This window comes from Streptomyces vietnamensis, assembly GCF_000830005.1.
GTDB lineage: Bacteria > Actinomycetota > Actinomycetes > Streptomycetales > Streptomycetaceae > Streptomyces > Streptomyces vietnamensis.
The window spans coordinates 4,149,638-4,172,619 of record NZ_CP010407.1; the positions used below are offsets into that span (position 1 = coordinate 4,149,638).

The 22,982-nt window shown below is 73.7% G+C and carries 19 protein-coding genes; 8 read left to right on the forward strand and 11 right to left on the reverse strand.

All coding sequences use genetic code 11. The features are described from left to right. Positions 1–27 precede the first annotated feature (27 nt). Positions 28–1,650, reverse strand: a complete 1,623-nt coding sequence (locus SVTN_RS18480) for a protein kinase domain-containing protein (RefSeq protein ID WP_041130099.1) — start codon at positions 1,648–1,650, stop codon at positions 28–30. Between the two features lie 277 nt (positions 1,651–1,927). Here SVTN_RS18480 and SVTN_RS18485 point away from each other — a divergent pair, with 277 nt between their 5' ends. After that, the gene (locus SVTN_RS18485) at positions 1,928–3,568 is read left to right on the forward strand and encodes a protein kinase domain-containing protein (RefSeq protein ID WP_041130100.1); all 1,641 of its coding nucleotides are present in this window, start codon (positions 1,928–1,930) and stop codon (positions 3,566–3,568) included. Between the two features lie 113 nt (positions 3,569–3,681). Here the strand turns inward: SVTN_RS18485 and SVTN_RS18490 are convergent, their stop codons facing one another. Beyond that, positions 3,682–4,170: a hypothetical protein gene (locus SVTN_RS18490; RefSeq protein WP_159026468.1), complete on the reverse strand. Its 489-nt coding sequence runs from the start codon at positions 4,168–4,170 to the stop codon at positions 3,682–3,684. A gap of 280 nt (positions 4,171–4,450) precedes the next feature. On the opposite strand from SVTN_RS18490, the gene SVTN_RS18495 reads away from it, so the two are divergent. The 5 genes from SVTN_RS18495 to SVTN_RS18515 all read left to right on the forward strand — a co-directional run bounded on the left by SVTN_RS18495 (position 4,451) and on the right by SVTN_RS18515 (position 9,787). Continuing rightward, the gene (locus SVTN_RS18495) at positions 4,451–4,651 is read left to right on the forward strand and encodes a hypothetical protein (RefSeq protein WP_041130102.1); all 201 of its coding nucleotides are present in this window, start codon (positions 4,451–4,453) and stop codon (positions 4,649–4,651) included. Positions 4,652–4,747: 96 nt separating this feature from the next. Beyond that, entirely contained in the window at positions 4,748–5,404 is a 657-nt protein-coding gene (locus tag SVTN_RS18500; protein WP_052499193.1) for a PadR family transcriptional regulator, read from the forward strand. Between the two features lie 144 nt (positions 5,405–5,548). After that, positions 5,549–6,283 (forward strand): ABC transporter ATP-binding protein, encoded by a 735-nt coding sequence (locus SVTN_RS18505; protein ID WP_041130103.1) that lies wholly within the window; start codon positions 5,549–5,551, stop codon positions 6,281–6,283. Continuing rightward, on the forward strand, positions 6,280–9,144 hold the full coding sequence (locus SVTN_RS18510) for an ABC transporter permease (RefSeq protein WP_041130104.1): 2,865 nt from the start codon (positions 6,280–6,282) through the stop codon (positions 9,142–9,144). The genes SVTN_RS18505 and SVTN_RS18510 overlap by 4 nt, the downstream gene beginning before the upstream one ends. A gap of 97 nt (positions 9,145–9,241) precedes the next feature. Continuing rightward, a complete protein-coding gene (locus SVTN_RS18515; protein ID WP_041130105.1) occupies positions 9,242–9,787 on the forward strand; it encodes a bacterial proteasome activator family protein in 546 nt (181 codons plus the stop codon). 162 nt (positions 9,788–9,949) lie between these two features. Here SVTN_RS18515 and SVTN_RS18520 read toward each other — a convergent pair whose 3' ends face one another. The 7 genes from SVTN_RS18520 to pdhA all read right to left on the reverse strand — a co-directional run bounded on the left by SVTN_RS18520 (position 9,950) and on the right by pdhA (position 18,152). Further along, positions 9,950–10,936: an NAD(P)H-quinone oxidoreductase gene (locus SVTN_RS18520; protein ID WP_041130106.1), complete on the reverse strand. Its 987-nt coding sequence runs from the start codon at positions 10,934–10,936 to the stop codon at positions 9,950–9,952. 48 nt (positions 10,937–10,984) lie between these two features. Beyond that, positions 10,985–12,046, reverse strand: coding sequence for a potassium channel family protein (locus SVTN_RS18525; RefSeq protein WP_041130107.1), 1,062 nt, complete (start codon positions 12,044–12,046; stop codon positions 10,985–10,987). A gap of 20 nt (positions 12,047–12,066) precedes the next feature. Further along, positions 12,067–13,365, reverse strand: coding sequence for a molybdopterin molybdotransferase MoeA (locus tag SVTN_RS18530; RefSeq protein ID WP_041130108.1), 1,299 nt, complete (start codon positions 13,363–13,365; stop codon positions 12,067–12,069). Positions 13,366–13,376: 11 nt separating this feature from the next. Beyond that, positions 13,377–14,267: an NTP transferase domain-containing protein gene (locus tag SVTN_RS18535; RefSeq protein ID WP_041130109.1), complete on the reverse strand. Its 891-nt coding sequence runs from the start codon at positions 14,265–14,267 to the stop codon at positions 13,377–13,379. Between the two features lie 305 nt (positions 14,268–14,572). Then, a complete protein-coding gene (locus SVTN_RS46180) occupies positions 14,573–15,946 on the reverse strand; it encodes a dihydrolipoamide acetyltransferase family protein (RefSeq protein ID WP_041130110.1) in 1,374 nt (457 codons plus the stop codon). Next, positions 15,946–16,992, reverse strand: a complete 1,047-nt coding sequence (locus tag SVTN_RS18545) for an alpha-ketoacid dehydrogenase subunit beta (RefSeq protein WP_041130111.1) — start codon at positions 16,990–16,992, stop codon at positions 15,946–15,948. The genes SVTN_RS46180 and SVTN_RS18545 overlap by 1 nt, the downstream gene beginning before the upstream one ends. Next, positions 16,992–18,152, reverse strand: coding sequence for a pyruvate dehydrogenase (acetyl-transferring) E1 component subunit alpha (gene pdhA, locus SVTN_RS18550; protein WP_041130112.1), 1,161 nt, complete (start codon positions 18,150–18,152; stop codon positions 16,992–16,994). The genes SVTN_RS18545 and pdhA overlap by 1 nt, the downstream gene beginning before the upstream one ends. Positions 18,153–18,344: 192 nt before the next feature. Between pdhA and SVTN_RS18555 the strand changes: the two genes are divergently transcribed. Continuing rightward, positions 18,345–18,869: an Lrp/AsnC family transcriptional regulator gene (locus SVTN_RS18555; protein ID WP_041130113.1), complete on the forward strand. Its 525-nt coding sequence runs from the start codon at positions 18,345–18,347 to the stop codon at positions 18,867–18,869. A 96-nt stretch (positions 18,870–18,965) separates the two neighbouring features. On the opposite strand, the gene SVTN_RS18560 is transcribed toward SVTN_RS18555, so the two are convergent. Together SVTN_RS18560 and SVTN_RS18565 are read right to left on the reverse strand one after the other, a co-directional pair. Continuing rightward, a complete protein-coding gene (locus SVTN_RS18560) occupies positions 18,966–19,559 on the reverse strand; it encodes a TetR/AcrR family transcriptional regulator (RefSeq protein ID WP_041130114.1) in 594 nt (197 codons plus the stop codon). Beyond that, the gene (locus SVTN_RS18565; protein ID WP_078908401.1) at positions 19,556–21,151 is read right to left on the reverse strand and encodes a 3-hydroxyacyl-CoA dehydrogenase; all 1,596 of its coding nucleotides are present in this window, start codon (positions 21,149–21,151) and stop codon (positions 19,556–19,558) included. The genes SVTN_RS18560 and SVTN_RS18565 overlap by 4 nt, the downstream gene beginning before the upstream one ends. A gap of 124 nt (positions 21,152–21,275) precedes the next feature. Between SVTN_RS18565 and paaN the strand changes: the two genes are divergently transcribed. After that, on the forward strand, positions 21,276–22,973 hold the full coding sequence (gene paaN / locus SVTN_RS18570) for a phenylacetic acid degradation protein PaaN (RefSeq protein WP_041130115.1): 1,698 nt from the start codon (positions 21,276–21,278) through the stop codon (positions 22,971–22,973). Positions 22,974–22,982: the final 9 nt, after the last annotated feature.

The window sequence follows — 22,982 nt, forward strand, 5'->3', positions numbered from 1 at the left end:
GAAGGCGACGAAGGACGGGGGCGGCGGTCAGCCGGTCTCGGTGCCCGTGCCCGTCGTCGGGGTGTCCGGGCCGCCGGCGCCGCCCACCGTGGCGTCGGTCGGCTCGCTCGTCGGCTCCGTCGGGGTCTCGGTGGTCGGCTCGTTCGTCGGCTCCGTCGGCGTGTCCGTGGACTCCGTCGGCGGCGTGGTCGTCGGCTGCGTCGGCGTCTCGGTCGTCGGCATGCCCGTGGACTGGGTCGGCGCCTGCGTCGTCGGCGGGGTCCACGGCTGCTCGGTCGAGCCGCCCGTCGACGTGCCCGGCTCCTCGGTGTGCTCCTGGGTGGGCTCCTCGGAGGGAGTGGGCTCCTCGGAGGCCGTCGACGGCGAGTTGGTGACGGTCTTCGTCGGCGTCACGCCACCACCGCCGCCGCCCGGGTCGCCCGCCTTGCTGACCGCGTACACGACTCCGGCGACGACCGCGACCAGCGCGAGCGCCACGAGCAGCAACACCTTGCCCCGGCCGCCGTTGCCGCCGTTCTGCGCGCCGTACCCGTTCTGGCCGTAGCCGCCGGTGCCGCCCGTGCCGCCGTCGTAGCCGCCGTACCCGCCGTCGTCCGGGTTCATCGGCGGGAGTATCGGGCCCTGCGCGGTCTCGCCGTGCATCGGGTGGCCCATCGCGGTCGTCGCGGCCATGCCGCCGCCCGGGGTGTGCCCGCCGTCGTGCACCTCGACCGGCCCGGTGTTCCACATGCCGGTGTGGCCGCCCTGCTGCTGGAGCATCTGCAGGGCGTACTGGATGAGCCCGCGCATCTCCTCGGCGCTCTGGAACCGGTCGTCCGGGTCCTTCGCGAGCGAGCGCATCACCAGGCCGTCGAGCTCCGGCGGCACGGACCCCGTGACGTCGGACGGCGGGATCGGCGCGTCCTGGACGTGCTGGTACACGACGGACAGCGGGGTCTCGCCGGTGAACGGGGGCCGCAGCGCGAGCAGTTCGTAGAGCAGGCAGCCCGTCGCGTACAGGTCGGAGCGGTGGTCGACCGCCTTGCCGAGCGCCTGCTCGGGGGAGAGGTACTGCGGGGTGCCCATGACCATGCCGGTCTGGGTCATCGTCGACTGCGCGCCGTGCAGGGCGCGCGCGATGCCGAAGTCCATGACCTTCACCGCACCACTGTGCGTGATGATCACGTTCGCCGGCTTGATGTCGCGGTGCACGATGCCGTGCTGGTGCGAGTACGCCAGCGCCTCCAGGACCCCGGAGACGATGATGAGCGCCTGCTCGGGACCCGGCGCCTCGGCGCTGAGCAGCAGGTCACGGATGGTGCGGCCCTCGACCAGCTCCATCACGATGTACGGCACGGGCCGGCCGCCCACGAGGTCCTCGCCGGAGTCGTACACGGCGACGATGGCGTGGTGGTTGAGCCCGGCGACGGACTGTGCCTCGCGGGTGAAGCGCGCCTTGGAGACCGGGTCCTCGGCGAGATCGGCGCGCAGCAGCTTGACGGCCACGGTGCGGCCGAGCCGTACGTCCTCGGCGGCGAAGACCTCCGCCATGCCGCCCCGGCCCAGGCGGTGCGTCAGGCGGTAGCGGCCGTCGCCGACGACGCCGCCCTCGCCCCAGGATTCCGCCGACGCGTCCGGCACACCGTTACCTGCTCCGGATTCGGGTGCCATCAGTCCTCGCCGTCGTCTGTCGTGCCGTGTCCAGTCGTCACGCTACAGGCTCCGTGCGACACCCCGGTCCGAGATGGACCGGCCATCCAACCCCCTCGACGTACACCTGTGCAAATTCGACGGGTTTCCTCCGGCCGGGTGGAATCGCTCCCTGTGCGGAGGGTCACGGAACGGGTACCGAACCGGGGCGCGGCTTGACGTGTCACTGCCCTACGGCAGACTTGCGCCAGGAAAATCCGGCATCGACGCCGCCACGCGCGCGTAGGGGGAAGCACAGATGAGCCAGGACGGCGCACAGGGCCGCTATGCGGGCGGTTCGGTCGCGGGCGGCCGGTACCAGCTGCGCGACCTTCTCGGCGAGGGCGGCATGGCGTCGGTGTACCTGGCGTACGACAGCGCCCTCGACCGGCAGGTCGCCATCAAGACGCTGCACACGGAACTCGGCCGGGAACAGTCCTTCCGCGAGCGGTTCCGGCGCGAGGCGCAGGCCGTCGCGAAGCTGTCGCACACGAACATCGTCTCGGTCTTCGACACCGGCGAGGACACCCTCGACGGCGCCGTCATGCCGTACATCGTCATGGAGTACGTGGAGGGGCAGCCGCTCGGCTCGGTCCTCGCCGCCGACGTCCAGCAGTACGGCGCGATGCCGGCCGACAAGGCGCTGAAGGTCACGGCCGACGTGCTCGCCGCCCTGGAAGTCAGCCACGAGATGGGCCTGGTCCACCGCGACATCAAGCCGGGCAACGTGATGACGACCAAGCGCGGCGTGGTCAAGGTCATGGACTTCGGCATCGCGCGGGCCATGCAGTCCGGCGTCACCTCGATGACGCAGACCGGCATGGTCGTCGGCACCCCGCAGTACCTCTCCCCCGAGCAGGCCCTCGGCCGCGCGGTGGACGCCCGCTCCGACCTCTATTCGGTCGGCATCATGCTCTTCCAGCTGCTGACGGGCCGTCTCCCCTTCGACGCCGACTCCCCGCTCGCCATCGCCTACGCGCACGTGCAGGAGGAGCCGGTCGCCCCGTCCTCCGTCAACCGCTCGGTGACCCCGGCGATGGACGCCCTCGTCGCCCGCGCCCTGCGGAAGAACCCGAACGAGCGGTTCCCCAGCGCCGCGGCCATGCGCGACGAGTGCCTGCGGGTGCTCTCGGCCGGCCAGACGAGCGCGCCGGTGATCGTCCAGGGCGGTCCGGTCAGCAGCGGCGCGGGCGTCGGCTCGGCGGTCTTCCCGCCCATCGGCCAGACCCCGCCGCCGGCCGCGCACGGGGTGCAGCAGCCCTACCTGCCGCCGACGCCGCAGCCCGGCCCGTACGGCCCGGCGACCCCGGCGCCCGCCCCGTCGTACGGCTACCCGCAGCAGGCGCCGACGCCCGCCCCGTACGCCCCCACCCCGGCCCCCGCGCCGTACGCCCCGACGCCGGCGCCCATGCCCGCTCCCGTCGCCACCGGCGGCCCGGGCTCCGGCTCCCGCCGGAACACCCCGGTGCTCGTCGGCGCGATCGCCGTCGCGCTGCTCGCGATCGGCGGACTGATCGTGGCGCTCAACCTGAAGGACGACCCGAACTCGCAGGCGGGCGGCACCGGCGGCACGCAGACGCAGGAGAGCCAGTCGGCGGCGCCCGGGCACAAGGGCCCCGACCTGACCAAGACGATCGACACGAAGAAGTGCACGCAGCCTTCGGAGTCGGCCGACGACCCCACCAAGTTCGAGGTCCCGAACTTCACCTACAAGAACATCCAGTCGGTGAAGGCCTGCATCCAGGAGGCCGGGTGGAAGCTCATGACCCAGACCCCGGTGGACGAGTCCACGTACGGCGAGGGCACGGTCCTGGAGCAGTACCCGCCGGCCGGTGAGGACATCACCGACGAGGACGCCGAGTTCACCCTGAAGATCTCGACGGGCAACCCGCCGCAGTAGTGCCGCGGTAGTCACGAGGACCGCCGTACGCCCCCTGCCCCGTCCCGGATGCCGGAAATCTTCCGGTATGTGACGCTGAGTTGAACATCTCGCCGGCTCGGTACGGGAGGGGGTCACCCGGTGACTCCAACACTCCGCAGGGCACGCGCGAGGGCCCTGCGCCCCGCGCTCACCTGCGCGTTCACCTGCGCTTGCGCCTTGTACGCCGCGCCTCTCGGGTACGCGCAGGCCGGGCACGCGCAGATCGGGTACGCGCCTCTCGGGCACGCGCAGATCGGGCACGCGCACCCCGGGGCCACGACCGCCGACTCCACGCCCGCCGGGTACGCACCCGTCAGGTCCGCGTCGGTCGGGTCCACGCCCGTCGGGCACGCGCCCGTCGGGTCCGCGTCGGTCGGGTCCGCGTCGGTCGGGTCCACGTCCGTCAGGCACGCGCGCGTCGGGTCCACGTCCGTCGGGTACGCGGCGGAGGCGCCCGGCACCTCGGTGGGCACCACGGCTCCGACGCCCGCGGCGAGCCCGTCCCCCGCCGCGCCCTCGGCGACCGCGCCGGCCGGCTCCCCTTCCGGGTCCGCCCCTCCGTCCCCTTCTCCGGGAGGCACCGCCGCCTCCCCGGCAGGCACCGCCGCCCCCGCCTCCCCCGCGCCCGCGCCCACCGGCACCGGGGCGGCTTCCACCCCGCCCGCGCCGAGCGCCGAGCCCTCCGACGCCCCCGCCCCGAGCGGCTCCGCCTCCCTCGCGGGCCGGCCCGCCGGCGAAGGGCGGCCCCACCCCGGACGCCCGGAGTCCGCGACTCCCTCCGCGACCGCCTCGGCGCCCCCGCCCCACCCCTCTCGTACCGAAACCGCTACAAGCTCGCGCGAGCGCCAGACCGCCGAGGGGATGGACGAACCGGTACGCGAGGAGGATCCGGCGCCGCCCGAGGCGGCGCCCGCCAGCCTGCCCGCCGCGGCGCCCGGCCTTTCGGCCGAGGCCTCGCCCGCCCTCGTCGACCAGCGGATTCCCGTCCTCACCCTAGGCGTGGGGCTGGCCCTGATGGGGCTCGGCATCGGCTTCCTCGGGCTCCGGATGCGCCGCCGCTGACCTCCACCAGGACCGCCGGGTCCCCCTTGAGTCGGACCTGAGGCTTCCGTCTCAGGACGGTTGTCCACGTCGGCATACCGGGTATACATACTGAGTATGTCGATCCGCCACGGGCTCCTCGCCCTCCTCGAACGCGGCCCTCGCTACGGCTCCCAGCTCCGTACGGAGTTCGAGTCCCGCACCGGCTCCACCTGGCCACTCAACGTCGGCCAGGTCTACACGACCCTCAACCGGCTCGAACGCGACGGCATGGTCGCCCAGGGCGGCGAGGACGCGGCCGGGCACACCCTCTACGCGATCACCGACAGCGGCCGCGCCGAGCTCAGGACCTGGTTCGAGAAGCCGGTGGACCGCACCAGCCCCGCCCGCGACGAGCTGGCCATCAAGCTCGCCATGGCCGTGGGCGCGCCCGGCGTCGACATCCGCGACGTCATCCAGTCCCAGCGCCGGCACACCGTGAAGGCGATGCAGGACTACACCCGGCTCAAGGCGCAGGCCCTGCTCGCCGTCGAGGGCGGCGGGGCGCGGGAGCGGGACGACGTGGCCTGGCTGCTCGTCCTGGAGCAGCTGATCTTCCAGACCGAGGCGGAGGCCCGCTGGCTGGACCACTGCGAGTCCCGGCTGATCCGCCTGTCGGGGACGGCCGCCGCGGGGACGACCTCGGGGACGCGAACCGCCGCAGCCGCCCCGGCGGCCCCGGCCTCTTCGACCGCCCCGGTGGCCCCGGCCGCTCCGGGCACCCCGGCCTCGTAGCGCCGCACTTCGACCACCGGTACGCCCGGGGTGCGCCGACCGCACGCGCGCGCCCCGCCCGTACCGCTGACGCACCACCTTCCACCGCACGCTCCCGTACCCGGCCCGACCGCCGCGTACGGCCGAAAACGGGGGGACCCCTCCATGACCGCACAGCAGCCCGTGCTGCAACTCCAGAACCTGACCCGCGTCCACGGCGCGGGCGCCACCGAGGTGCACGCCCTGCGCGGCATCGACCTCGCCGTGTACCCCGGTGAACTCGTCGCCGTCATGGGCCCCTCGGGCTCCGGCAAGTCCACGCTGCTCACCATCGCGGGCGGCCTGGACACCCCCACCTCGGGCCGGGTGATCGTCGAGGACACCGACATCACCACCGCGAGCGTCAAGCAGCTCGCGGCCCTGCGCCGCCGCAGCATCGGATACGTCTTCCAGGACTACAACCTCATCCCGGCCCTCACCGCCGCCGAGAACGTCGCCCTGCCCCGCGAGCTGGACGGGACCTCCGCCCGCAAGGCCCGCGTCGAGGCCCTCTCCGCCCTGGAGGAGATGGGGCTCGGCCACCTCGCCGACCGCTTCCCCGACGAGATGTCCGGCGGCCAGCAGCAGCGCGTGGCCATCGCCCGCGCCCTGGTCGGCGACCGCCGTCTCGTCCTCGCCGACGAGCCGACCGGCGCCCTGGACTCCGAGACCGGCGAGTCCGTGCTCGCCCTGCTCCGCTCCCGCTGCGACGCGGGCGCCGCCGGTGTCCTCGTCACCCACGAGCCGCGGTTCGCGGCCTGGGCCGACCGGGTCGTGTTCCTCCGGGACGGTGCCATCGTCGACCAGACCGTGCGCAGCGAGGCCGATTCGCTCCTGTCGGGTCAGGTGGCCGAGGCGTGAAGACCTGGCTCCACTCCTGGCGTGCCGCGATCCGCATAGCCCGCCGCGACGCCTGGCGTTCCAAGGGCCGCAGCGCCCTCGTCCTCGCGATGATCGCGCTGCCCATCCTGGGCGTCAGTGCCCTCGATCTGACCTACCGCAGCTCCGAACTCTCCCCCGCCGAGCGGGTGGAGCGGTCGATCGGCGCGGCCGACGCCCGCTTCAAGGACGCCACCGTCGGCGGCGTCCCGATCTTCCAGGACCCGGCCGGCGAGGGGAGCACGCCGGTCAAGGACTACAAGGACGAGCCGTGGCCGAGCGGCTCCATCGACGTCACCAAGGCCATCCCCGCGGGCTCCACCGTCCTCACGGACCGCACGGGTTCCGCCAAGCTGACGACCACCCACGGTCTGCTCATGACCGAGGTGCGTGAGCTCAAGGCCTCCGATCCGATCGCCCGCGGCATCATGACGCTCCTGGAGGGGCGTCACCCGGAGAAGGACGACGAGGTCATGGCGACCTCGCACTTCCTGGAGAGCAGCGGTCTGTCGGTCGGCTCGACCCTTTCCGCCCGCAATTTCGACCGCCCGTACCGGATCGTCGGCTCCTACGAACTTCCCGACTCGCTCGACGCCGACCAGGTCAACGCGCTGCCGGGGGCCTTCCTCGCCCCGTACGGGAAGGCGGTCGAGAAGGCCGGCGTGCCGGCACCCCAGGACTCCGTCTCGTACCTGGTGCGCCGCCCCGGTGGTTTCACGTGGAACACCGTCAAGGAGATCAACACCAAGGGTGTCACCGTCGTCTCGCGCGCGGTGCTCCTCGACCCGCCGGCCAAGTCCGAGGTCCCGCTCTTCCAGAAGGAGGGCTTCGGCGGTTACGAGTCCAGCCAGGCCGCCAGTGCCGCCGACCTCGCCTCCCTCGCCACCGTCGTCGGCCTGGCGATGCTGGAGATCTGCCTCCTCGCCGGGCCCGCGTTCGCGGTCGGCGCCCGCCGCTCGCGCCGCCAGCTCGGTCTGGTCGGGGCCAACGGCGGTGCCCGCAGCCACATCCGGGCCATCGTGCTGAGCGGCGGCCTGGTCATCGGCCTCGCCGCGGCCGTCACCGGCATCGTCCTCGCGCTGATCCTGACCCTGGTGCTGCAGCCGGTCCTGGAAGACACCATGGGCCAGCGGTTCGGGGCCTTCGACATCCGGCCCCTCGAACTCCTCGGCATCGCGCTGCTCGCGGTCCTGACCGGTCTGCTCGCCGCGATCGTCCCCGCCTTCACCGCCTCCCGGCAGACCGTCCTCGCCTCGCTCACCGGCCGGCGCGGGGTCCGCCGCAGCAGCCGGGTGCTGCCCGTGATCGGCCTGGTGGCCCTGCTCATCGGCGGCGCGGTCGCCCTCTTCGGCTCGATGGTCTCCGAGCAGGTCGCCCTCGTGGCCGCCGGCTCCGCCCTCGCCGAGCTGGGCGTCGTCGCCATGACCCCGACCCTGGTGGGCCTGTTCGGGCGCACCGGCCGCTGGCTGCCGCTCTCCCCGCGCCTCGCGCTGCGGGACGCCGTCCGCAACCGGGGCCGTACGGCACCCGCCGTCGCCGCCGTCCTCGCCGCCGTCGCCGGCACGGTCGCCGTCACCACGTACATGGCCGGCCGCGAGGCCCAGAACAGGGCCGGCTACGAGGCCACGCTGCCGTACGGCGTGGCCGCCGCCTTCGTCCAGGAGGAGGGCGGCCGGGACGTCCCCGCCGTCCGCGAGGCCGTCCAGCGCGACTTCTCCGTCGACGTCCGCGCCGACGTCGAGCGCGTATCGGTCGGCAAGCCCGGCTGCCCGCCCTGGGGCGGCGACCCGGGCTGCGGCCGCTACGAGGTCGTCGTCCCCCCGGCGAACGAGTGCCCGCTCAACGTGACGGCCCCGGGCGGCGGCAACCCCGCGGCGCAGTACACGCCCGAGCAGCGGCGGAAGATGCTCACCGACGACTGGCGGTGCAAGGAGTCCGCGAGCGGCGGGATGTGGGTCTCCGACGGCGGCCTGCTCGTCGGTGACGCCAAGCTCCTCCAGGTCCTCGGCGTCGACGACCCCGCGACCGTGAAGGCCCTCGCCGACGGGAAGATCGTCGCCTTCAACCGCGCCCTGGTCGACAGGAACGGCGCCGTCGGGATCAAGCAGATCACCGACATCGCCGCCGCCGACAAGGCCTCCGAGCTGGGCCGCCCCGCGCCCGGCAAGGTCAGCTCCGTGCCCGCCTACCTGGTGCCCGGCGACAAGAAGTCCTACGGCGTCCAGGCCCTCATGACCCGGGCCACCGCCAAGGCCGCCGGCCTCTCCACGGTGCCGATGGGCGTGTACGCCAGCACCGACCGGCTCCCGGACGGCGAGCAGCGCCAGAAGCTCGACAGCGACCTCGCCAAGCTCGGCAGCAACGTCGAACTGCACCTGGAAGAAGGGTTCGTCAACGAGTACGGCATCATCCTGCTCTCGCTGGCCATCTTCGCGGGCCTGGTCACCATCGGCGCCGCCGGCATCGCCACCGGGCTCGCCCAGGCCGACGCCGAGGCCGATCTGAAGACGCTCGCCGCCGTGGGCGCCCCGCCCCGGGTCCGCCGCACGCTCAGCGGATTCCAGTGCGGAGTCGTCGCCGCGATGGGCGTGATCCTCGGCTCGGCCGCCGGACTGCTGCCCGCGATCGGACTCCGGCTCACCGAGCAGCGCGAGGAGCTCCGCTACTACGAGCAGAGCGTCGCCGAGGGCTGGACCGCCGACCTCACCCCGCCCGACGTGCCGATCGTCATCCCCTGGGAGACCCTGGCCGGCCTGCTCGTCGCCGTCCCGCTCGGCGCCGCGCTCCTCGCCGCCCTGGTGACCCGCTCGCGCGGCGCGCTGGCCCGGCGCGCGGCGACCTGACGGTCTTCGTTCCCGTCCCGTGCCCCTGTACGAGGGTGGATCACCCCCGTACAGGGGCACACCCTGTGGTGACGCGTGTGTACGAGAGAATGGCGGCATGGAGATGCCGAGGAATGACAGGTCGCAGGAGAGCCCCCAGGTCCTCATCGTGGGACAGGACGGGATGGCCCTCAGCGGCGCTCAGGGCGACGACGAACCCCGCGAGGTCCCGGTGACGGAAATGGTCGAGCAGCCTGCGAAGGTCATGCGGATCGGCAGCATGATCAAGCAGCTCCTGGAGGAAGTACGGGCGGCCCCTCTGGACGAGGCGAGCCGGGTCAGGCTCAAGGACATCCACGCCAGCTCCGTGAAGGAGCTGGAGGACGGGCTCGCACCCGAGCTCGTCGAGGAACTGGAGCGGCTCTCCCTGCCGTTCACCGACGAGGCGATTCCCTCCGAGGCGGAGCTGCGCATCGCGCAGGCGCAGCTCGTGGGCTGGCTCGAAGGCCTGTTCCACGGCATCCAGACGGCTCTGTTCGCGCAGCAGATGGCGGCCCGCGCCCAGCTGGAGCAGATGCGCCGTGCACTGCCTCCGGGCGCGCCGCACGACGATGACGACGACCACGGCCACGGCCACGCGGTCCGCTCGGGACCGTACCTGTAGGTCACGTACGCACGAAGGCCCGGCACGGACGGCGTGCCGGGCCTTCGCGTTCCAGTCCTGCGGGACGAGTTTTCGCGTCCCAGCCCCGCGTGCCGGGCCTTCGCGTCTCAGTCCTGCGGGACGGGCCTCGCGTCTCAACCCTGCATGCAGGGCCTTCGCGTCTCAGCCCCGCGGGACGAGCAGCAGCACCTTGCCGACGTGACGGCCGTCCTCAAGCGCCCGGTGGCCCTCGGCGGCCTCCGGCATCGGCACCGTGCGGTCGACGACCGGCCGGACCGTGCCCGCGCCGATCAGCGGCCAGACGTGCTCCCGTACGGCCGCGACGATCGCCGCCTTCTCCTGCGCCGGACGGGACCGCAGCGTGGTCGCCAGGACGGCGGCGCGCTTCGCGAGCAGCGCCCCGAGGTTCAGCTCGCCCTTCACCCCGCCCTGGAGGCCGATGACGACCAGGCGGCCGTTCACGGCGAGCGCCTTCACGTTCCGCTCCAGGTACTTGGCGCCCACGATGTCCAGGATGACGTCCGCGCCCGCCCCGTCCGTCGCCTTCGCCAGCTCCTCGACGAAGTCCTGCTCGCGGTAGTCGATGAGAATGTCCGCGCCGAGCTCGGCGCAGCGCGCCAGCTTCTCGGGTCCTCCGGCGGTGACCGCCACCTTCGCGCCGACCGCCTTCGCCAGCTGGATCGCCATCGTGCCGATGCCGCTCGCCCCGCCGTGCACGAGCAGCGTCTCGCCCGGCCGCAGGTGGGCGAGCATGAAGATGTTGGACCAGACGGTGCAGGCCACCTCGGGAAGCGCGGCGGCCGTGGTCAGGTCGACGCCCTCCGGGACCGGCAGCAGCTGGCCGGCCGGGACCACGACCTTCTCGGCGTAGCCGCCGCCGGCGAGCAGCGCGCACACCTCGTCGCCGACGGTCCAGCCGGAGACCCCCGGGCCGAGCGCGGCGATCCGGCCCGCGCACTCCAGACCGGGGTACGGGGAGCTGCCCGGCGGCGGGTCGTAGAAGCCCTGGCGCTGGAGCAGATCGGCGCGGTTGACCGCGCTCGCCACCACCTCGACGAGGACCTCGCCCTCGCCGGGTACGGGATCGGGCACCTCGGCCCAGACGAGGGCCTCGGGCCCACCGGGTTCCGGAATCGTGATCGCATACATGGCGGCGAGGCTACTCCGGCCGTGGTCCCCGGGCCCGGTCCCGCGGGGTCAGTCCTCCGGTGGCGTGGAGAGCGGGGTCACCGGCGCGGCGCGCACGATGGTGATCACCCGGTCGGTGAGCTGGAGCGGGCTGGCCGCGGGGTCGTCGTAACCGAGCAGCCGGTGGCCGCGGAGCACGCTCACCACCAGGTCGCCGGTCTCCCGCACGCTCTTGCCGACCTCGCTCTTGGTCACCGGCCGCTCCACGAGGTCGAGGCCCGAGCCCTGCTGGATGAGGTCCTCCATCACCGTGCCGGCGCTGGGGCTGAGCACGGACAGGCCGAGCAGGCGCCCGGCGGCGCTGGCGCTGGTGATGACCGCGTCCGCGCCGGACTGGCGGAGCAGCGGCGCGTTCTCCTCCTCGCGGACCGCGGCGACGATCTTCGCGCCCTTGTTGAGCTGGCGCGCCGTCAGGGTGACGAGGACGGCCGTGTCGTCGCGCTGGGTGGCGATGACGATCTGCCGGGCCCGCTGCACCTCGGCGCGGAGCAGCACGTCACTGCGGGTGGCGTCGCCGATGACGCCGACGAACCCGTCCGCGTTCGCCGTCTCGATCACCTTGGTGGAGGGGTCGACGATGACGATCTGGTCCTTGCGCAGCCCGGTCGCGCAGAGCGTCTGGATCGCGGACCGCCCCTTCGTCCCGAAACCGACGATGACGGTGTGGTCGCGCAAGGTGGACCTCCAGCGGTTCAGCCGGAACTCCTCCCGGGTCCGCTCGGTGAGGACCTCGAGAGTCGTGCCGACCAGGATGATCAGGAACAGCACGCGCAGGGGCGTGACGAGGAGGATGTTGGCGAGCCGCGCCGAGTCGCTGTACGGGACGATGTCGCCGTATCCGGTGGTGGAGAGCGTCACGGTCGCGTAGTAGACGCAGTCGAGGAAGTCGACCGTCTCGTCGGCGTTGTCGTGATAGCCGTCGCGGTCGACGTAGACGATGAGGACCGTCACGAGCAGCACGCCGAGCGCCATGAGCAGCCGTTTGCCGACCTGACGCAGCGGCTTCTCGACGACCCGGCGGGGCAGCTGGACCCGTGAGCCCGAGACCCGCTCGTCCGCCTCGCGGGCCATCACGTCACGGCTGGGAAGTTTCACGTGAAACACGCTCCCTGAGCCGGTACGGCGCCCGGGGCCGGTGGCCAGGGAAGGTCGAGGACGTCCAGCTCCTGGCCGGGCCGGGCGCCGCCGGGCGGGACGACGGCCATGCCGTCCGCGACGGCGATGCCCCGGAGCATGGCCGGCCCGTTGTAGTGCAGCGGAACGAGCCGCTCGCCCCGGCGGACGACCGGGACGAGCCGGGTGTCGTACGGATGCCCGTGCACCTCGTCGAGGACGGGGGCGCGGCCCTCGGAGAGCGGAGTGCGGGTGAGGGCGGCGAGGAGCGGCTCGGCCAGCGTGAGGAGCCCGGAGACGGCGGCGAGCGGGTTGCCGGGCAGGCCGACGAGGTGGCGGTGGCCGCCGAGGGCCGCGAGGAGCATGGGGTGGCCGGGGCGGACCTTCACCCCGTCGACGAGGAGCGTGGCGCCCGCCTTGTCGAGGACGCGGTGGAGGTGGTCGACGGGCCCGGCGGCGGTGCCCCCGGTGGTGACGACCAGGTCGGCGGCGGAGCCGGTGACGGCCGCGTACAGCTCCTCGGCGTCGTCGCCGATCCGCCGGGTGGCGAGCACCTCGGCGCCGAGCGCGGACAGCCAGGGGCCGAGCATCGGGCCGAGGGCGTCACGGATGAGTCCCCCGTGGGGGAGTCCGGCCGTGAGGAGCTCGTCGCCGAGGACGAGGACCTCCACCCGGGGCCGCGGCGGTACGGGGAGCTCGTCGTAGCCGGCGGCCGCGGCGAGACCCAGGACGGCGGGGGTCACGGGGGTGTCGGCGGGAAGCAGCTCGTCACCGGAGCGGCACTCCTGCCCCCGGGGCCGGATGTCCTGCCCGGCGACCACGTCACGCAGGGCATGCAGCACGAGACCCGCGGCCTCGGCCCGCTCGGTACGGGAGTGCTCGCTACGGATGACGGCGGTGGTCCCGGGCGGGACGGGGGCGCCGGTGGCGATCCGTACGGCCTCGCCGTCGTTCAGCGCGGCGGCGGGCGCGTGACCGGCGAGGACGGGGGCCTCGGCGCGGACGGTCCAGGGGCCCGGGCCCGCGACCGCCCAGCCGTCCATGGCGGAGGTGTCGAAGGAGGGCAGGTCGGTGAGGGCGAGGAGCGGCTCGGCCAGGACCTGGCCGAGGGCCTGCCCGAGCGGGAGGCGCCGGGGCTCGCGGCCGGTCCGTGCGGCGGTCCCGGCGCGGACGGCGGCGGCCCGGGCCTCGGGCCAGGCGGTGGCGCGGTGCGGCGGCCCGGCCTTCGCACCGGCGGCGGCTCCCGGGGCCACGGGGGCGGGCTCCTTCAGGGTCATCCGGCCTCGTCCTACTCGGTGGCTTTTTCGGCGGGCTGCTCGGCGGGCTGCTCGCCGTCCTGTTCGGCGGCCCAGCGCTGGGCGAGCGCGGCGGCCTTGCGGGCGGCCTCGGCGACGGCCTCCGGTCCGCCCTCGGTGCCCGCGCGGGCCGCCGCGTAGCCGACCAGGAAGGTGGTCAGGGGCGCGGCGGGGCGGGCCACGCCGTGGGCGGCGTCACGGGCGAGGTCGAGGAGCACGCCGGTGTCGACGTCCAGCTCGATGCCCAGTTCGTTCTTGACTGCGGTGATCCATTCGTCCAGCACGGTCCCATGCTCCCTGATGCGGGCCCGGGCCGTGGCGATGTCCTCCCAGGTGTCGCAGTCGAAGGAGGCGAGGGGGCCCGCGGCGACCCGGGTGAGCCTCAGTGCCCCGGTGAGGAGCCGCAGCGGCCCGCCGGCGAGGGTGCCGCCTCGCCGCTCTGCGACGAGGGCCAGTTCGCGCAGGAGCGGGGTGCGGCGGTACGCGGCGACGAGCGGCTGGTCCCGCCCCTCGGCGTCGGTGAGAAGCGCGGCCTCGGTGCCGGAATCCGCGTCGAGTGCCTCGAGGAGGCGCCGGACGGTGTCCTGGTCCAGGAAGGGCAGGTCGGCGGAGAGGACGAGGAGGACGTCGGCGCCGGTCTCCCGCACCCCGGCGCCGAGGGCGGCCAGGGGGCCGCCGCCGGGCGGGTCCTCCCTGGTCCAGCGGACGGGGCGGACGGTCGGCCGGGGGTCGGCGACGACCACGGTCCGGCCTGCGCCGGGACAGGCCGAGAGCACCCGGTCGAGGAGGGTCCGCCCCCCGATCCGTACCCCGGGCTTGTCGGAGCCGCCGAGCCGCCGAGCGGCGCCCCCGGCGAGCACGACGACGTCGTATGCGGTGGTCACCCCAGCAGTATGTCGCCGAACCCCGCCACCGACGGTCGGGTCTCCCTTGCTGAGACGGAGGGGGAGGGACGAAGGCACGGGAAGGCACGGGACGACTGCGGCGGCGGACGACCGCGCCGGGGAAGGGCCGGATCGGGGACGGCCGCACCGGCAGACGCCCGGCCGCCGGACCGGGGACGGCCGCACGACAGACGCCCGGCCGCACCGGGTGGGGGTCCGGTACGGCCGGGCGGTGTCGGACTGTCCGCGTCGGACCGTCCCCGTCGGAGCGTCCGTCTCGGAGCGTCCGTCTCGGAGCGTCCGTGTCAGACCGTGCGGAGCAGGACCGCCGGCTGCTCGACGCAGTCCGCCACGTACCGCAGGAAGCCGCCCGCCGTGCCGCCGTCGCAGACGCGGTGGTCGAAGGTGAGCGAGAGCTGCACGACCTGACGGACGGCCAGTTCGCCCTGGTGGACCCAGGGCTTGGGGATGATCCGGCCGACCCCGAGCATGGCCGCCTCGGGGTGGTTGATGATCGGCGTGGAGCCGTCGACCCCGAACACCCCGTAGTTGTTGAGGGTGAACGTGCCGCCGGTCAGATCGGCCGGGGTGATCGCGCCCTGCCGGGCCGCCTCCGTCAGCCGGGCGAACTCGGCCGTCAGCGACTCGGCGGTCCGGGTCCCCGCGTCCTTGACCACGGGGACGACAAGCCCGCGCGGGGTCTGGGCGGCGAAGCCGAGGTGCACGGACGGCAGCCGGACGATCTCCCGGGCGGCCGTGTCCACGGTGGAGTTGAGCTCGGGGAACCGGGCCAGCGCGTGGACGCAGATCCGCGCGAGGAGCGCGAGCAGCGAGATCTTCGGCCCGCCGGCCGCGTTCATCGCCGCGCGGGCCGCCATCAGCTCGGTCGCGTCGGCGTCGACCCAGCAGGTCGCGTCGGGGATCTCCGTACGGCTGCGGGACAGCTTGTCCGCCACCGCGCCACGGACCCCGCGCAGCGGAACCCGCTCACCGGCCGGTGCCGCGACAGCAGACGCGGGCGCAGACGCGGGCGCGGGCGCCGGGGCGGCGACCGGCCGCTCCAGGGCCGCGAGGGCCAGCTCCACGTCGGCACGCAGGATCAGCCCCTCGGGCCCGGATCCGCGCACCTCCCGCAGGTCGAGGCCCCGGTCGCGGGCCAGCTTCCGCACGAGCGGCGAGATGACGGGCACGGGCCCCTCGTGGGCGACCGCCGGAGCGGCGACAGGAGCCGGAGCAGCAGCAGCCGGAGCAGGAGCAGCCGGGGCCTGCGCGGCCGCCGGGCTCGTGTGCCGCACCCGGCGGCGCCGGGCGGCGGGCCCGGCCGTGCCGTAGCCGACGAGCACGTTGCCCGAGTACTCGGAGGAGACGGCCTCGGCGGATGCCTTCGGCGCCGCTTCGGGAGCGGCCTCGGTGAGCTCCTCCGGCGCGCCCGTGCCGCCCACGGCGACCGTCAGGAGCGGTGCGCCGACGGGCAGTTCGGTGCCCTCCTCGCCGTACCGGGCGGTGACGACACCGCCGTACGGGCAGGGCACCTCGACCATCGCCTTGGCCGTCTCGACCTCGACGACCGGCTGGTCGATGGCGACGACGTCGCCGACGGCGACCAGCCAGCGCACGATCTCGGCCTCGGTGAGGCCCTCACCGAGGTCGGGCAGCTTGAACTCAAGGACCTGTGCCATCAGCTGCCCGCCTCCCACTGCAGTCGCGCGACCGCGTCCAGGACCCGGTCCACGCCCGGCAGATGGTGCCGCTCCAGCATCGGCGGCGGATACGGGATGTCGAAGCCCGCGACCCGCAGCACCGGCGCCTCCAGGTGGTGGAAGCAGCGCTCGGTCACGCGCGCGGCGATCTCCGCGCCGGGGCCGCCGAAGCCGGTCGACTCGTGGACGACGACCGCGCGGCCGGTGCGCCGCACGGAGGCGCAGACGGTCTCGTCGTCGAACGGCACGAGCGAGCGCAGGTCGACGACCTCCAGGTCCCAGCCCTCCGCCTGCGCGGCCTCCGCCGCCTCCAGGCAGACCGGCACCGAGGGACCGTAGGTGATCAGGGTGGCGCCGGTGCCCCGGCGCCGCACGACGGCCTTGCCGATCGGCTCGACGGGCGCGGGCGCCTCGGGGGACCAGTCGGACTTGGACCAGTAGAGCCGCTTGGGCTCCAGGAAGACCACCGGGTCGTCGGAGGCGATGGCCGCGCGCAGCAGCCCGTACGCGTCCTCGACGGTCGCCGGGGTGACGACGTGCAGCCCAGGCGTGGCCATGTAGTAGGCCTCGGAGGAGTCGCTGTGGTGCTCGACGCCGCCGATCCCGCCGCCGTACGGGACGCGGATGACGATCGGCATCGGCATCGCGCCGCGCGTCCGGTTCCGCATCTTCGCCACGTGCGAGAGCAGCTGCTCGAACGCCGGGTACGCGAACGCGTCGAACTGCATCTCCACGACCGGCCGCAGACCGTACATGGCCATGCCGACGGCCGCGCCGAGGATGCCCGCCTCGGCCAGCGGGGTGTCGGTGCAGCGGTCCTCGCCGAACTCCTTGGCGAGCCCGTCGGTGACCCGGAAGACGCCGCCGAGAGTGCCGACGTCCTCGCCCATCACATGGACGGTCGGGTCCTCGGCCATCGCGTCGCGCATGGCGCGCTGGAGCGCCTGCGCCATCGTGGCGGGCTTCGGCTTCGCGGCGTTCCCGCCGGCCTTGGCCGCCGCGGTGCCGGTCGTCGCGGTCGTCATCACGCCTCACCCTCGGCTTCGAGCTCGGCGCGCAGCTGCGCCGCCTGTTCACGCAGCTGCGTGGTCTGCTCCGCGTAGACGTGGGAGAAGAGCTCCATCGGGTCGAGCACCGGGTCGGCGTTCATCCGTTCGCGCAGCTCCGCCGCCATCGTCTCGGCGGCCTCGGCCGCCGCGCGCCTGCCGTCCTCGTCGAGCAGGCCACGCTCCGTCAGTTCCCGTTCGAGCAGCAGGATCGGGTCGTGCGCCCGCCAGGCCTCGACCTCGCCGGCCGCCCGGTAGCGGGTGGCGTCGTCGGCGTTGGTGTGGGCGTCGATCCGGTAGGTGACGGCCTCGACGAGGGTGGGGCCGCCGCCGCGCCGGGCGCGGGCCACGGCCTCGGTGAGCACCTGGTGGACGGCGACCGCGTCGTTGCCGTCGACGAGCCGGCCCGGCATCCCGTATCCGACGGCCTTGTGGGCGAGGGAGGGGGCCGCGGTCTGCTTGGCGAGCGGCACGGAGATCGCGAAGCCGTTGTTCTGGACGAGGAAGACCACGGGGGCCTGCCAGACGGCGGCGAAGTTCAGCGCCTCGTGGAAGTCGCCCTCGCTGGTGCCGCCGTCGCCGACCATGGCGAGGGCGACGACGTCGTCGCCCTTGAGGCGGGCGGCGTGGGCGAGGCCCACGGCGTGCGGGAGCTGGGTGGCGAGCGGGGTGCAGAGCGGCGCGATGCGGTGCTCGTGCGGGTCGTACCCGGTGTGCCAGTCGCCGCGCAGCAGGGTCAGGGCCTGGACGGGGTCGAGGCCCCGGGCGACGGCGGCGAGGGTGTCGCGGTACGAGGGGAAGAGCCAGTCCCGCTCCTCCAGGGCGAGGGCGGCGGCGATCTCGCACGCCTCCTGGCCGGTGGTGGACGGGTACACGGCGAGCCGGCCCTGCTTGGTGAGGGCGGTGGCCTGCGTGTTGTACCGGCGGCCGCGGATCAGCTCCGCGTAGAGCCGGAGCAGCAGCGCGGGGTCGGCGTCGGCCACCGCGTCCGTGCCGAGCACGCGCAGCGGCTCGGCCTCGGGCAGCAGCGGCGCGGGGTCCGTGCGCGGCTGCCAGGCGGGCGGCGGGGTGGGCCGGTAGGCGGGAACGGCACCGGGCGGCTCTTGGACTGTCGAACTGCGCTGTTGCAACGAGTCCACCTCCTCGTGGGAGCGGGCATAAGACCCGAAGGCGGGTGGCGCGAGTGTGGCGCGCCTCACCTACCGATTGTTCGGTCGTGGAGGCATTTTGGCTACAGGCACCTCCAGCCTGTGGACAAACGGTTCTCCACAGCCTGGGATAAGGGCAGGTCGTCCACCGGAGAGAGGCGGGGGCACATGGCGGATGAACAAATGGCCGAGGACTGGGAGCGGGTCGTCGCACCGGCGCCGGCACCGGTGATCCCAGGAGCCCCGGCACGCCCGCTGGACGCCATCGACCGCGACATCCTGCGCATCCTGCAGACGGACGGCCGCGCCTCGGTCCGCTCCGTGGCCGAGCGGGTGCACGTCTCCCGGGCCAACGCGTACGCGCGCATCAACCGGCTCATCGACGACGGGGTGATCCGCGGGTTCAGCGCGCGCGTGAACCACGAGCGGGCGGGGCACGGCGCCTCCGCCTACATCACGCTCAAGATCGTCCAGAACTCCTGGAGGACCGTGCGCGAGCAGCTCCAGGCCCTGCCGGGAGCCGCACACATCGCCCTGGTCAGCGGCGATTTCGACGTCCTGCTGCTCGTCCACACGCCCGACAACCGGACCCTGCGCGAGCTGGTGCTCACCAAGCTCCAGTCGATCCCCGAGGTGCTCTCCACCCGGACCCTGCTGGTCTTCGAGGAGACGGACCTGGACCCGGACCACCGGGACCCGGGACGCTGAGCCCTCACGGGCCGTACGAGGGGACGACGAAGCCCCCCGTAGGCCGTACGGGGGGCAGCGGCGGATTCAGGGGCCGGTACGAGGCCGGCACGGCTCTCAGCGGGCCGTACGGAGCCCGTCGAAGGCCAGGTGGGCGACCGTCTCGGCGAGCTGCTCCCCCTCCGCCGTCGCTCCCGGATGCGGCCGGTACCACTCCACCAGCGAGTTGATCATGCCGAAGAGGAGCCGGGTCGCGAGCCGGATGTCCACATCGGCCCGCAGGTCGCCCTCGGCGGCCGCGGCCTTCAGCAGATCGGCCACCTTGTGGTCGAACTCGCGGCGCCGCTCCATCGCCCACCGCTCGGTGGCGGTGTTGCCCCGCACCCGCAGCAGCAGCGTCACGTACGGCAGCTCCGCTATCAGCACCTCGACGGTGCGGCGCGTGACGTACTCGACCCGCTCGACGGCCTTGCCGCGCCCGGCCCCCGGCTCGTCGAGCACCGCGAAGAGCCCGTCGAGCGCCCGGCTGACCGCCCGCCGCAGCAGCTCCTCCTTGCCGGAGACGTGGTGGTAGATCGAGGACTTCGAGATCCCGGCCGCCTTGGACAGGTGCTCCATCGACGTGCCGTCGTAGCCGCGCTCGTTGAAGACCTGGACGGCGACCGAGAGCAGCGTCTCGGGGGTGTAGGTGTCGCGCTTGGCCGTGGTCATCGGGAGTCCTCCTCATCGGCCTCGGCACACCGACGGGCGACGGCCTGGCTCGGCCCGTACCGGCCCGTCGGATAGCGCTCGTGCAGCGCCCTGAGCAGGTCGCAGACCCGCCGGGGCCCCAGCTTCTCGGCCCACTCCAGGGGGCCGGCCGGATAGTTGACCCCGAGCCGCATCGCCGTGTCCACGTCCTCGGCGGTCGCGACCCCCCGGTCGACCGCGTCGGCGGCGAGGTCGGCCAGCATGGCGACCGTACGGGCCACGATCATGCCGGGCACGTCGCCGATCACGGAGACCTGCTTGCCCAGCGCCTGGAAGAGGCCCACGGCCTCGGCGAGGGTCTCGGGCGCGGTGCGCCGCCCCGTGGACAGGACCATCCGGCTCGCGCGCGCGTAGTCGAGGGCGAGGTCGAAGTAGACGATCTCGTCGGGGAAGAACTCGAAGGAACTCTCGCCGTCCGCGAGCATCAGCAGGCCGCCGCCCGGCAGCACGATGTGCCCGTCGCCCTTCTTGCGCCGGACGGCGATCCCGGCCTCCTCGAAGAGGGCCACCAGCGGCTCGCCGGGGCCCAGGTCCCCCTCGACGACGATCCGCTTCGGCGCCTCCGCCGGCGCCGCCGTGTGCGGCTCCGGCCGCTCCGCGCCCTCCGCGTACGAGAACCAGCCGTGCCCCGACTTGCGGCCGAGGCGTCCCGACTCGACGAGCCGGCGCTGCGCGAGCGAGGGGGTGAACTTGGGGTCCTGGTGGAAGGACTCCCACACCGACCGGGTGACGGCCTCGTTCACGTCCTGGCCGATGAGGTCGGTCAGCTCGAAGGGCCCCATGCGGAAGCCCCCGCACTCGCGCAGGGCCGCGTCGATGGTGGCGGGGTCTGCCGCGCCCTCCTCGAAGACCCGGAGCGCCTCGGCGTAGAAGGGGCGGGCGACCCGGTTCACGATGAAGCCGGGGGTGTCCGCGCAGCGCACCGGCGTCTTGCCCCAGCCCTTGACCGTCTCGTACGCGCGCGTGGCGACGTCCGGGTCGGTGGCGAAGCCGCTGACGACCTCGACGAGGGGGAGCAGCGGCGCCGGGTTGAAGAAGTGCAGTCCGACGAACCGGCCGGGCAGCCGGAGTCCCCCGGCGATGGCGGTGACGGAGAGGGAGGAGGTGTTCGTGGCGAGGACGGTGTCGTCGCCGACGATCTTCTCCAGGTCGGCGAAGAGCCGCTGCTTGACCGCCAGGTCCTCGACGATCGCCTCGATCACCAGCGCGGCGTCCGCGAGCTCGGCGGGGTCCTCGGCCGCGTGCAGCCGGCCGACGGCGGCCTCCCGCGCGGCGGCGTCGAGGCGGCCCTTCTCCACGAGCCGGTCCAGGCGGGCGGTGAGGGCTGCGACGGCCTCGGCGGCCCGGCCGGGAGCGCTGTCGTAGAGGCGCACGGGGTGGCCTGCGACCAGCGCGACCTGGGCGATGCCCTGGCCCATGGTGCCGGTGCCGACGACGGCGACGGTGCGGTCGGGCCCGACGGCGGCGCCGTCCTGCCCCTCGGCGGCGGTCTCACGGGCGGTCACGTCGTCGCTCCCCCTGACGGTCACGTTGGTGCTCACGTCGGCGCTCATAGGAGTGATCCTCCCCGATGGGTTTTCCACAGGATCGACGGACCCCCTTGTCCCGACCGATCGTTCGGTTACTCTAACTCCGTACGCGTCTCCCTGCCCAGCTCGACGAGGAGTTGGTCCATCGATGGCCACCGCTCAGCTGACCACCGACCGTCTGGCCGAGAAGCACCGGTCCACACTCGACCAGGCGCTCGACACCATCCGCACCCGCGCCTACTGGTCGCCGTACCCCGAGCACCCGAAGGCGTACGGCGCGGACGGCTCTCTCGACGCGGCCGCGGGCCTCGCCGCCCACCAGTCCGCGCTGAACACCCGCTTCGACCTCGACCAGCCCGGCACCGACGGCTGGACCGGCGGCGAGATCTCGCCGTACGGCCCCTCGCTCGGCATCGAGTACCCGCACGCCGACCTCGACGTGCTGCTCCCCGCGATGCGCGCGGGCATGGGCGCCTGGCGGGACGCCGGCGCCGAGACCCGCGCCCTGGTCTGCCTGGAGATCCTCGCCCGGATCTCCGCCCGCACCCACGAGTTCGCCCACGCCGTCATGCACACCAGCGGCCAGGCGTTCATGATGGCGTTCCAGGCCGGCGGCCCGCACGCCCAGGACCGCGGCCTCGAGGCCGTGGCGTACGCGTACGAGGAGCAGACCCGCACGCCCGCCGGGCGGGCCGGCTGGTCCAAGCCGCAGGGCAAGCGCGACCCCCTGGAGCTCAGCAAGGAGTTCACCCCGGTCGGCCGCGGCATCGCCCTGGTCATCGGCTGCAACACCTTCCCCACGTGGAACGGCTACCCGGGCCTGTTCGCCTCCCTCGCCACCGGCAACCCGGTCCTGGTCAAGCCGCACCCGCGCGCGGTCCTGCCGCTCGCGCTCACGGTGCAGGTCGCCCGCGAGGTGCTCGCCGAGGCCGGCTTCGACCCGAACCTGGTCGCGCTCGCCGTCGAGCGCCCCGGTGAGGGCATCGCGAAGACCCTGGCCGTCCGCCCCGAGATCCGGATCATCGACTACACCGGATCCACCGCCTTCGGCGACTGGCTGGAGGACAACGCCCGGCAGGCCCAGGTGTACACGGAGAAGGCCGGCGTCAACACGGTCGTCGTCGACTCCACCGACAACTACAAGGGGATGCTGGCCAACCTGGCCTTCTCGCTGTCCCTGTACAGCGGCCAGATGTGCACCACCCCGCAGAACCTGCTGATCCCCCGCGACGGCATCACCACCGACCAGGGCCCCAAGTCGTACGACGAGGTCGTCGCCGACCTCGCGGCGGCGGTCGGCGGCCTGCTCGGCGACGACGCCCGGGCGAACGGGCTGCTCGGCGCCCTGGTCAACCCGGACGTGAAGGCGCGCCTCGAGGCCGCCGCCGGGCTCGGCGAGGTCGCGCTGGCCTCCCGCGAGGTGGTCAACCCGGAGTACCCGGACGCCGTGGTCCGCACGCCGGTCATCGTGAAGCTGGACGGCTCCAAGCCGGACGCCCAGGCCGCGTACTTCTCGGAGTGCTTCGGCCCGGTCTCCTTCGCGGTCTCGGTGGACTCCACCGCCGACGCCCTGGAGCTGCTGCGCCGCACGGTCCGGGAGAAGGGCGCCATGACGGTCGGCGCCTACACGACCTCGGCGGACACCGAGCGCGCGGTGGAGGAGGTCTGCCTGGAGGAGTCGGCCCAGCTCTCGCTGAACCTCACGGGCGGGGTGTACGTGAACCAGACGGCCGCGTTCTCCGACTTCCACGGCTCCGGCGGCAACCCGGCGGCGAACGCCGCGCTGTGCGACGGCGCCTTCGTCTCCAACCGCTTCCGGGTGGTGGAGGTCCGCCGCCAGGCCTGATCCACGGTC

Excerpts from the sequence above, each read along its gene's own strand:
- SVTN_RS18480 (WP_041130099.1), bottom strand. The coding sequence starts at position 1,650 with ATGGCACCCGAATCCGGAGCAGGTAACGGTGTGCCGGACGCGTCGGCG.
- SVTN_RS18485 (WP_041130100.1), top strand. The coding sequence starts at position 1,928 with ATGAGCCAGGACGGCGCACAGGGCCGCTATGCGGGCGGTTCGGTCGCG.
- SVTN_RS18495 (WP_041130102.1), top strand. The coding sequence starts at position 4,451 with ATGGACGAACCGGTACGCGAGGAGGATCCGGCGCCGCCCGAGGCGGCG.
- SVTN_RS18500 (WP_052499193.1), top strand. The coding sequence starts at position 4,748 with ATGTCGATCCGCCACGGGCTCCTCGCCCTCCTCGAACGCGGCCCTCGC.
- SVTN_RS18505 (WP_041130103.1), top strand. The coding sequence starts at position 5,549 with ATGACCGCACAGCAGCCCGTGCTGCAACTCCAGAACCTGACCCGCGTC.
- SVTN_RS18515 (WP_041130105.1), top strand. The coding sequence starts at position 9,242 with ATGGAGATGCCGAGGAATGACAGGTCGCAGGAGAGCCCCCAGGTCCTC.
- SVTN_RS18520 (WP_041130106.1), bottom strand. The coding sequence starts at position 10,936 with ATGTATGCGATCACGATTCCGGAACCCGGTGGGCCCGAGGCCCTCGTC.
- SVTN_RS18525 (WP_041130107.1), bottom strand. The coding sequence starts at position 12,046 with ATGGCCCGCGAGGCGGACGAGCGGGTCTCGGGCTCACGGGTCCAGCTG.
- SVTN_RS18530 (WP_041130108.1), bottom strand. The coding sequence starts at position 13,365 with ATGACCCTGAAGGAGCCCGCCCCCGTGGCCCCGGGAGCCGCCGCCGGT.
- SVTN_RS46180 (WP_041130110.1), bottom strand. The coding sequence starts at position 15,946 with ATGGCACAGGTCCTTGAGTTCAAGCTGCCCGACCTCGGTGAGGGCCTC.
- SVTN_RS18545 (WP_041130111.1), bottom strand. The coding sequence starts at position 16,992 with ATGACGACCGCGACGACCGGCACCGCGGCGGCCAAGGCCGGCGGGAAC.
- SVTN_RS18555 (WP_041130113.1), top strand. The coding sequence starts at position 18,345 with ATGGCCGAGGACTGGGAGCGGGTCGTCGCACCGGCGCCGGCACCGGTG.
- SVTN_RS18560 (WP_041130114.1), bottom strand. The coding sequence starts at position 19,559 with ATGACCACGGCCAAGCGCGACACCTACACCCCCGAGACGCTGCTCTCG.
- SVTN_RS18565 (WP_078908401.1), bottom strand. The coding sequence starts at position 21,151 with ATGAGCGCCGACGTGAGCACCAACGTGACCGTCAGGGGGAGCGACGAC.
- paaN (WP_041130115.1), top strand. The coding sequence starts at position 21,276 with ATGGCCACCGCTCAGCTGACCACCGACCGTCTGGCCGAGAAGCACCGG.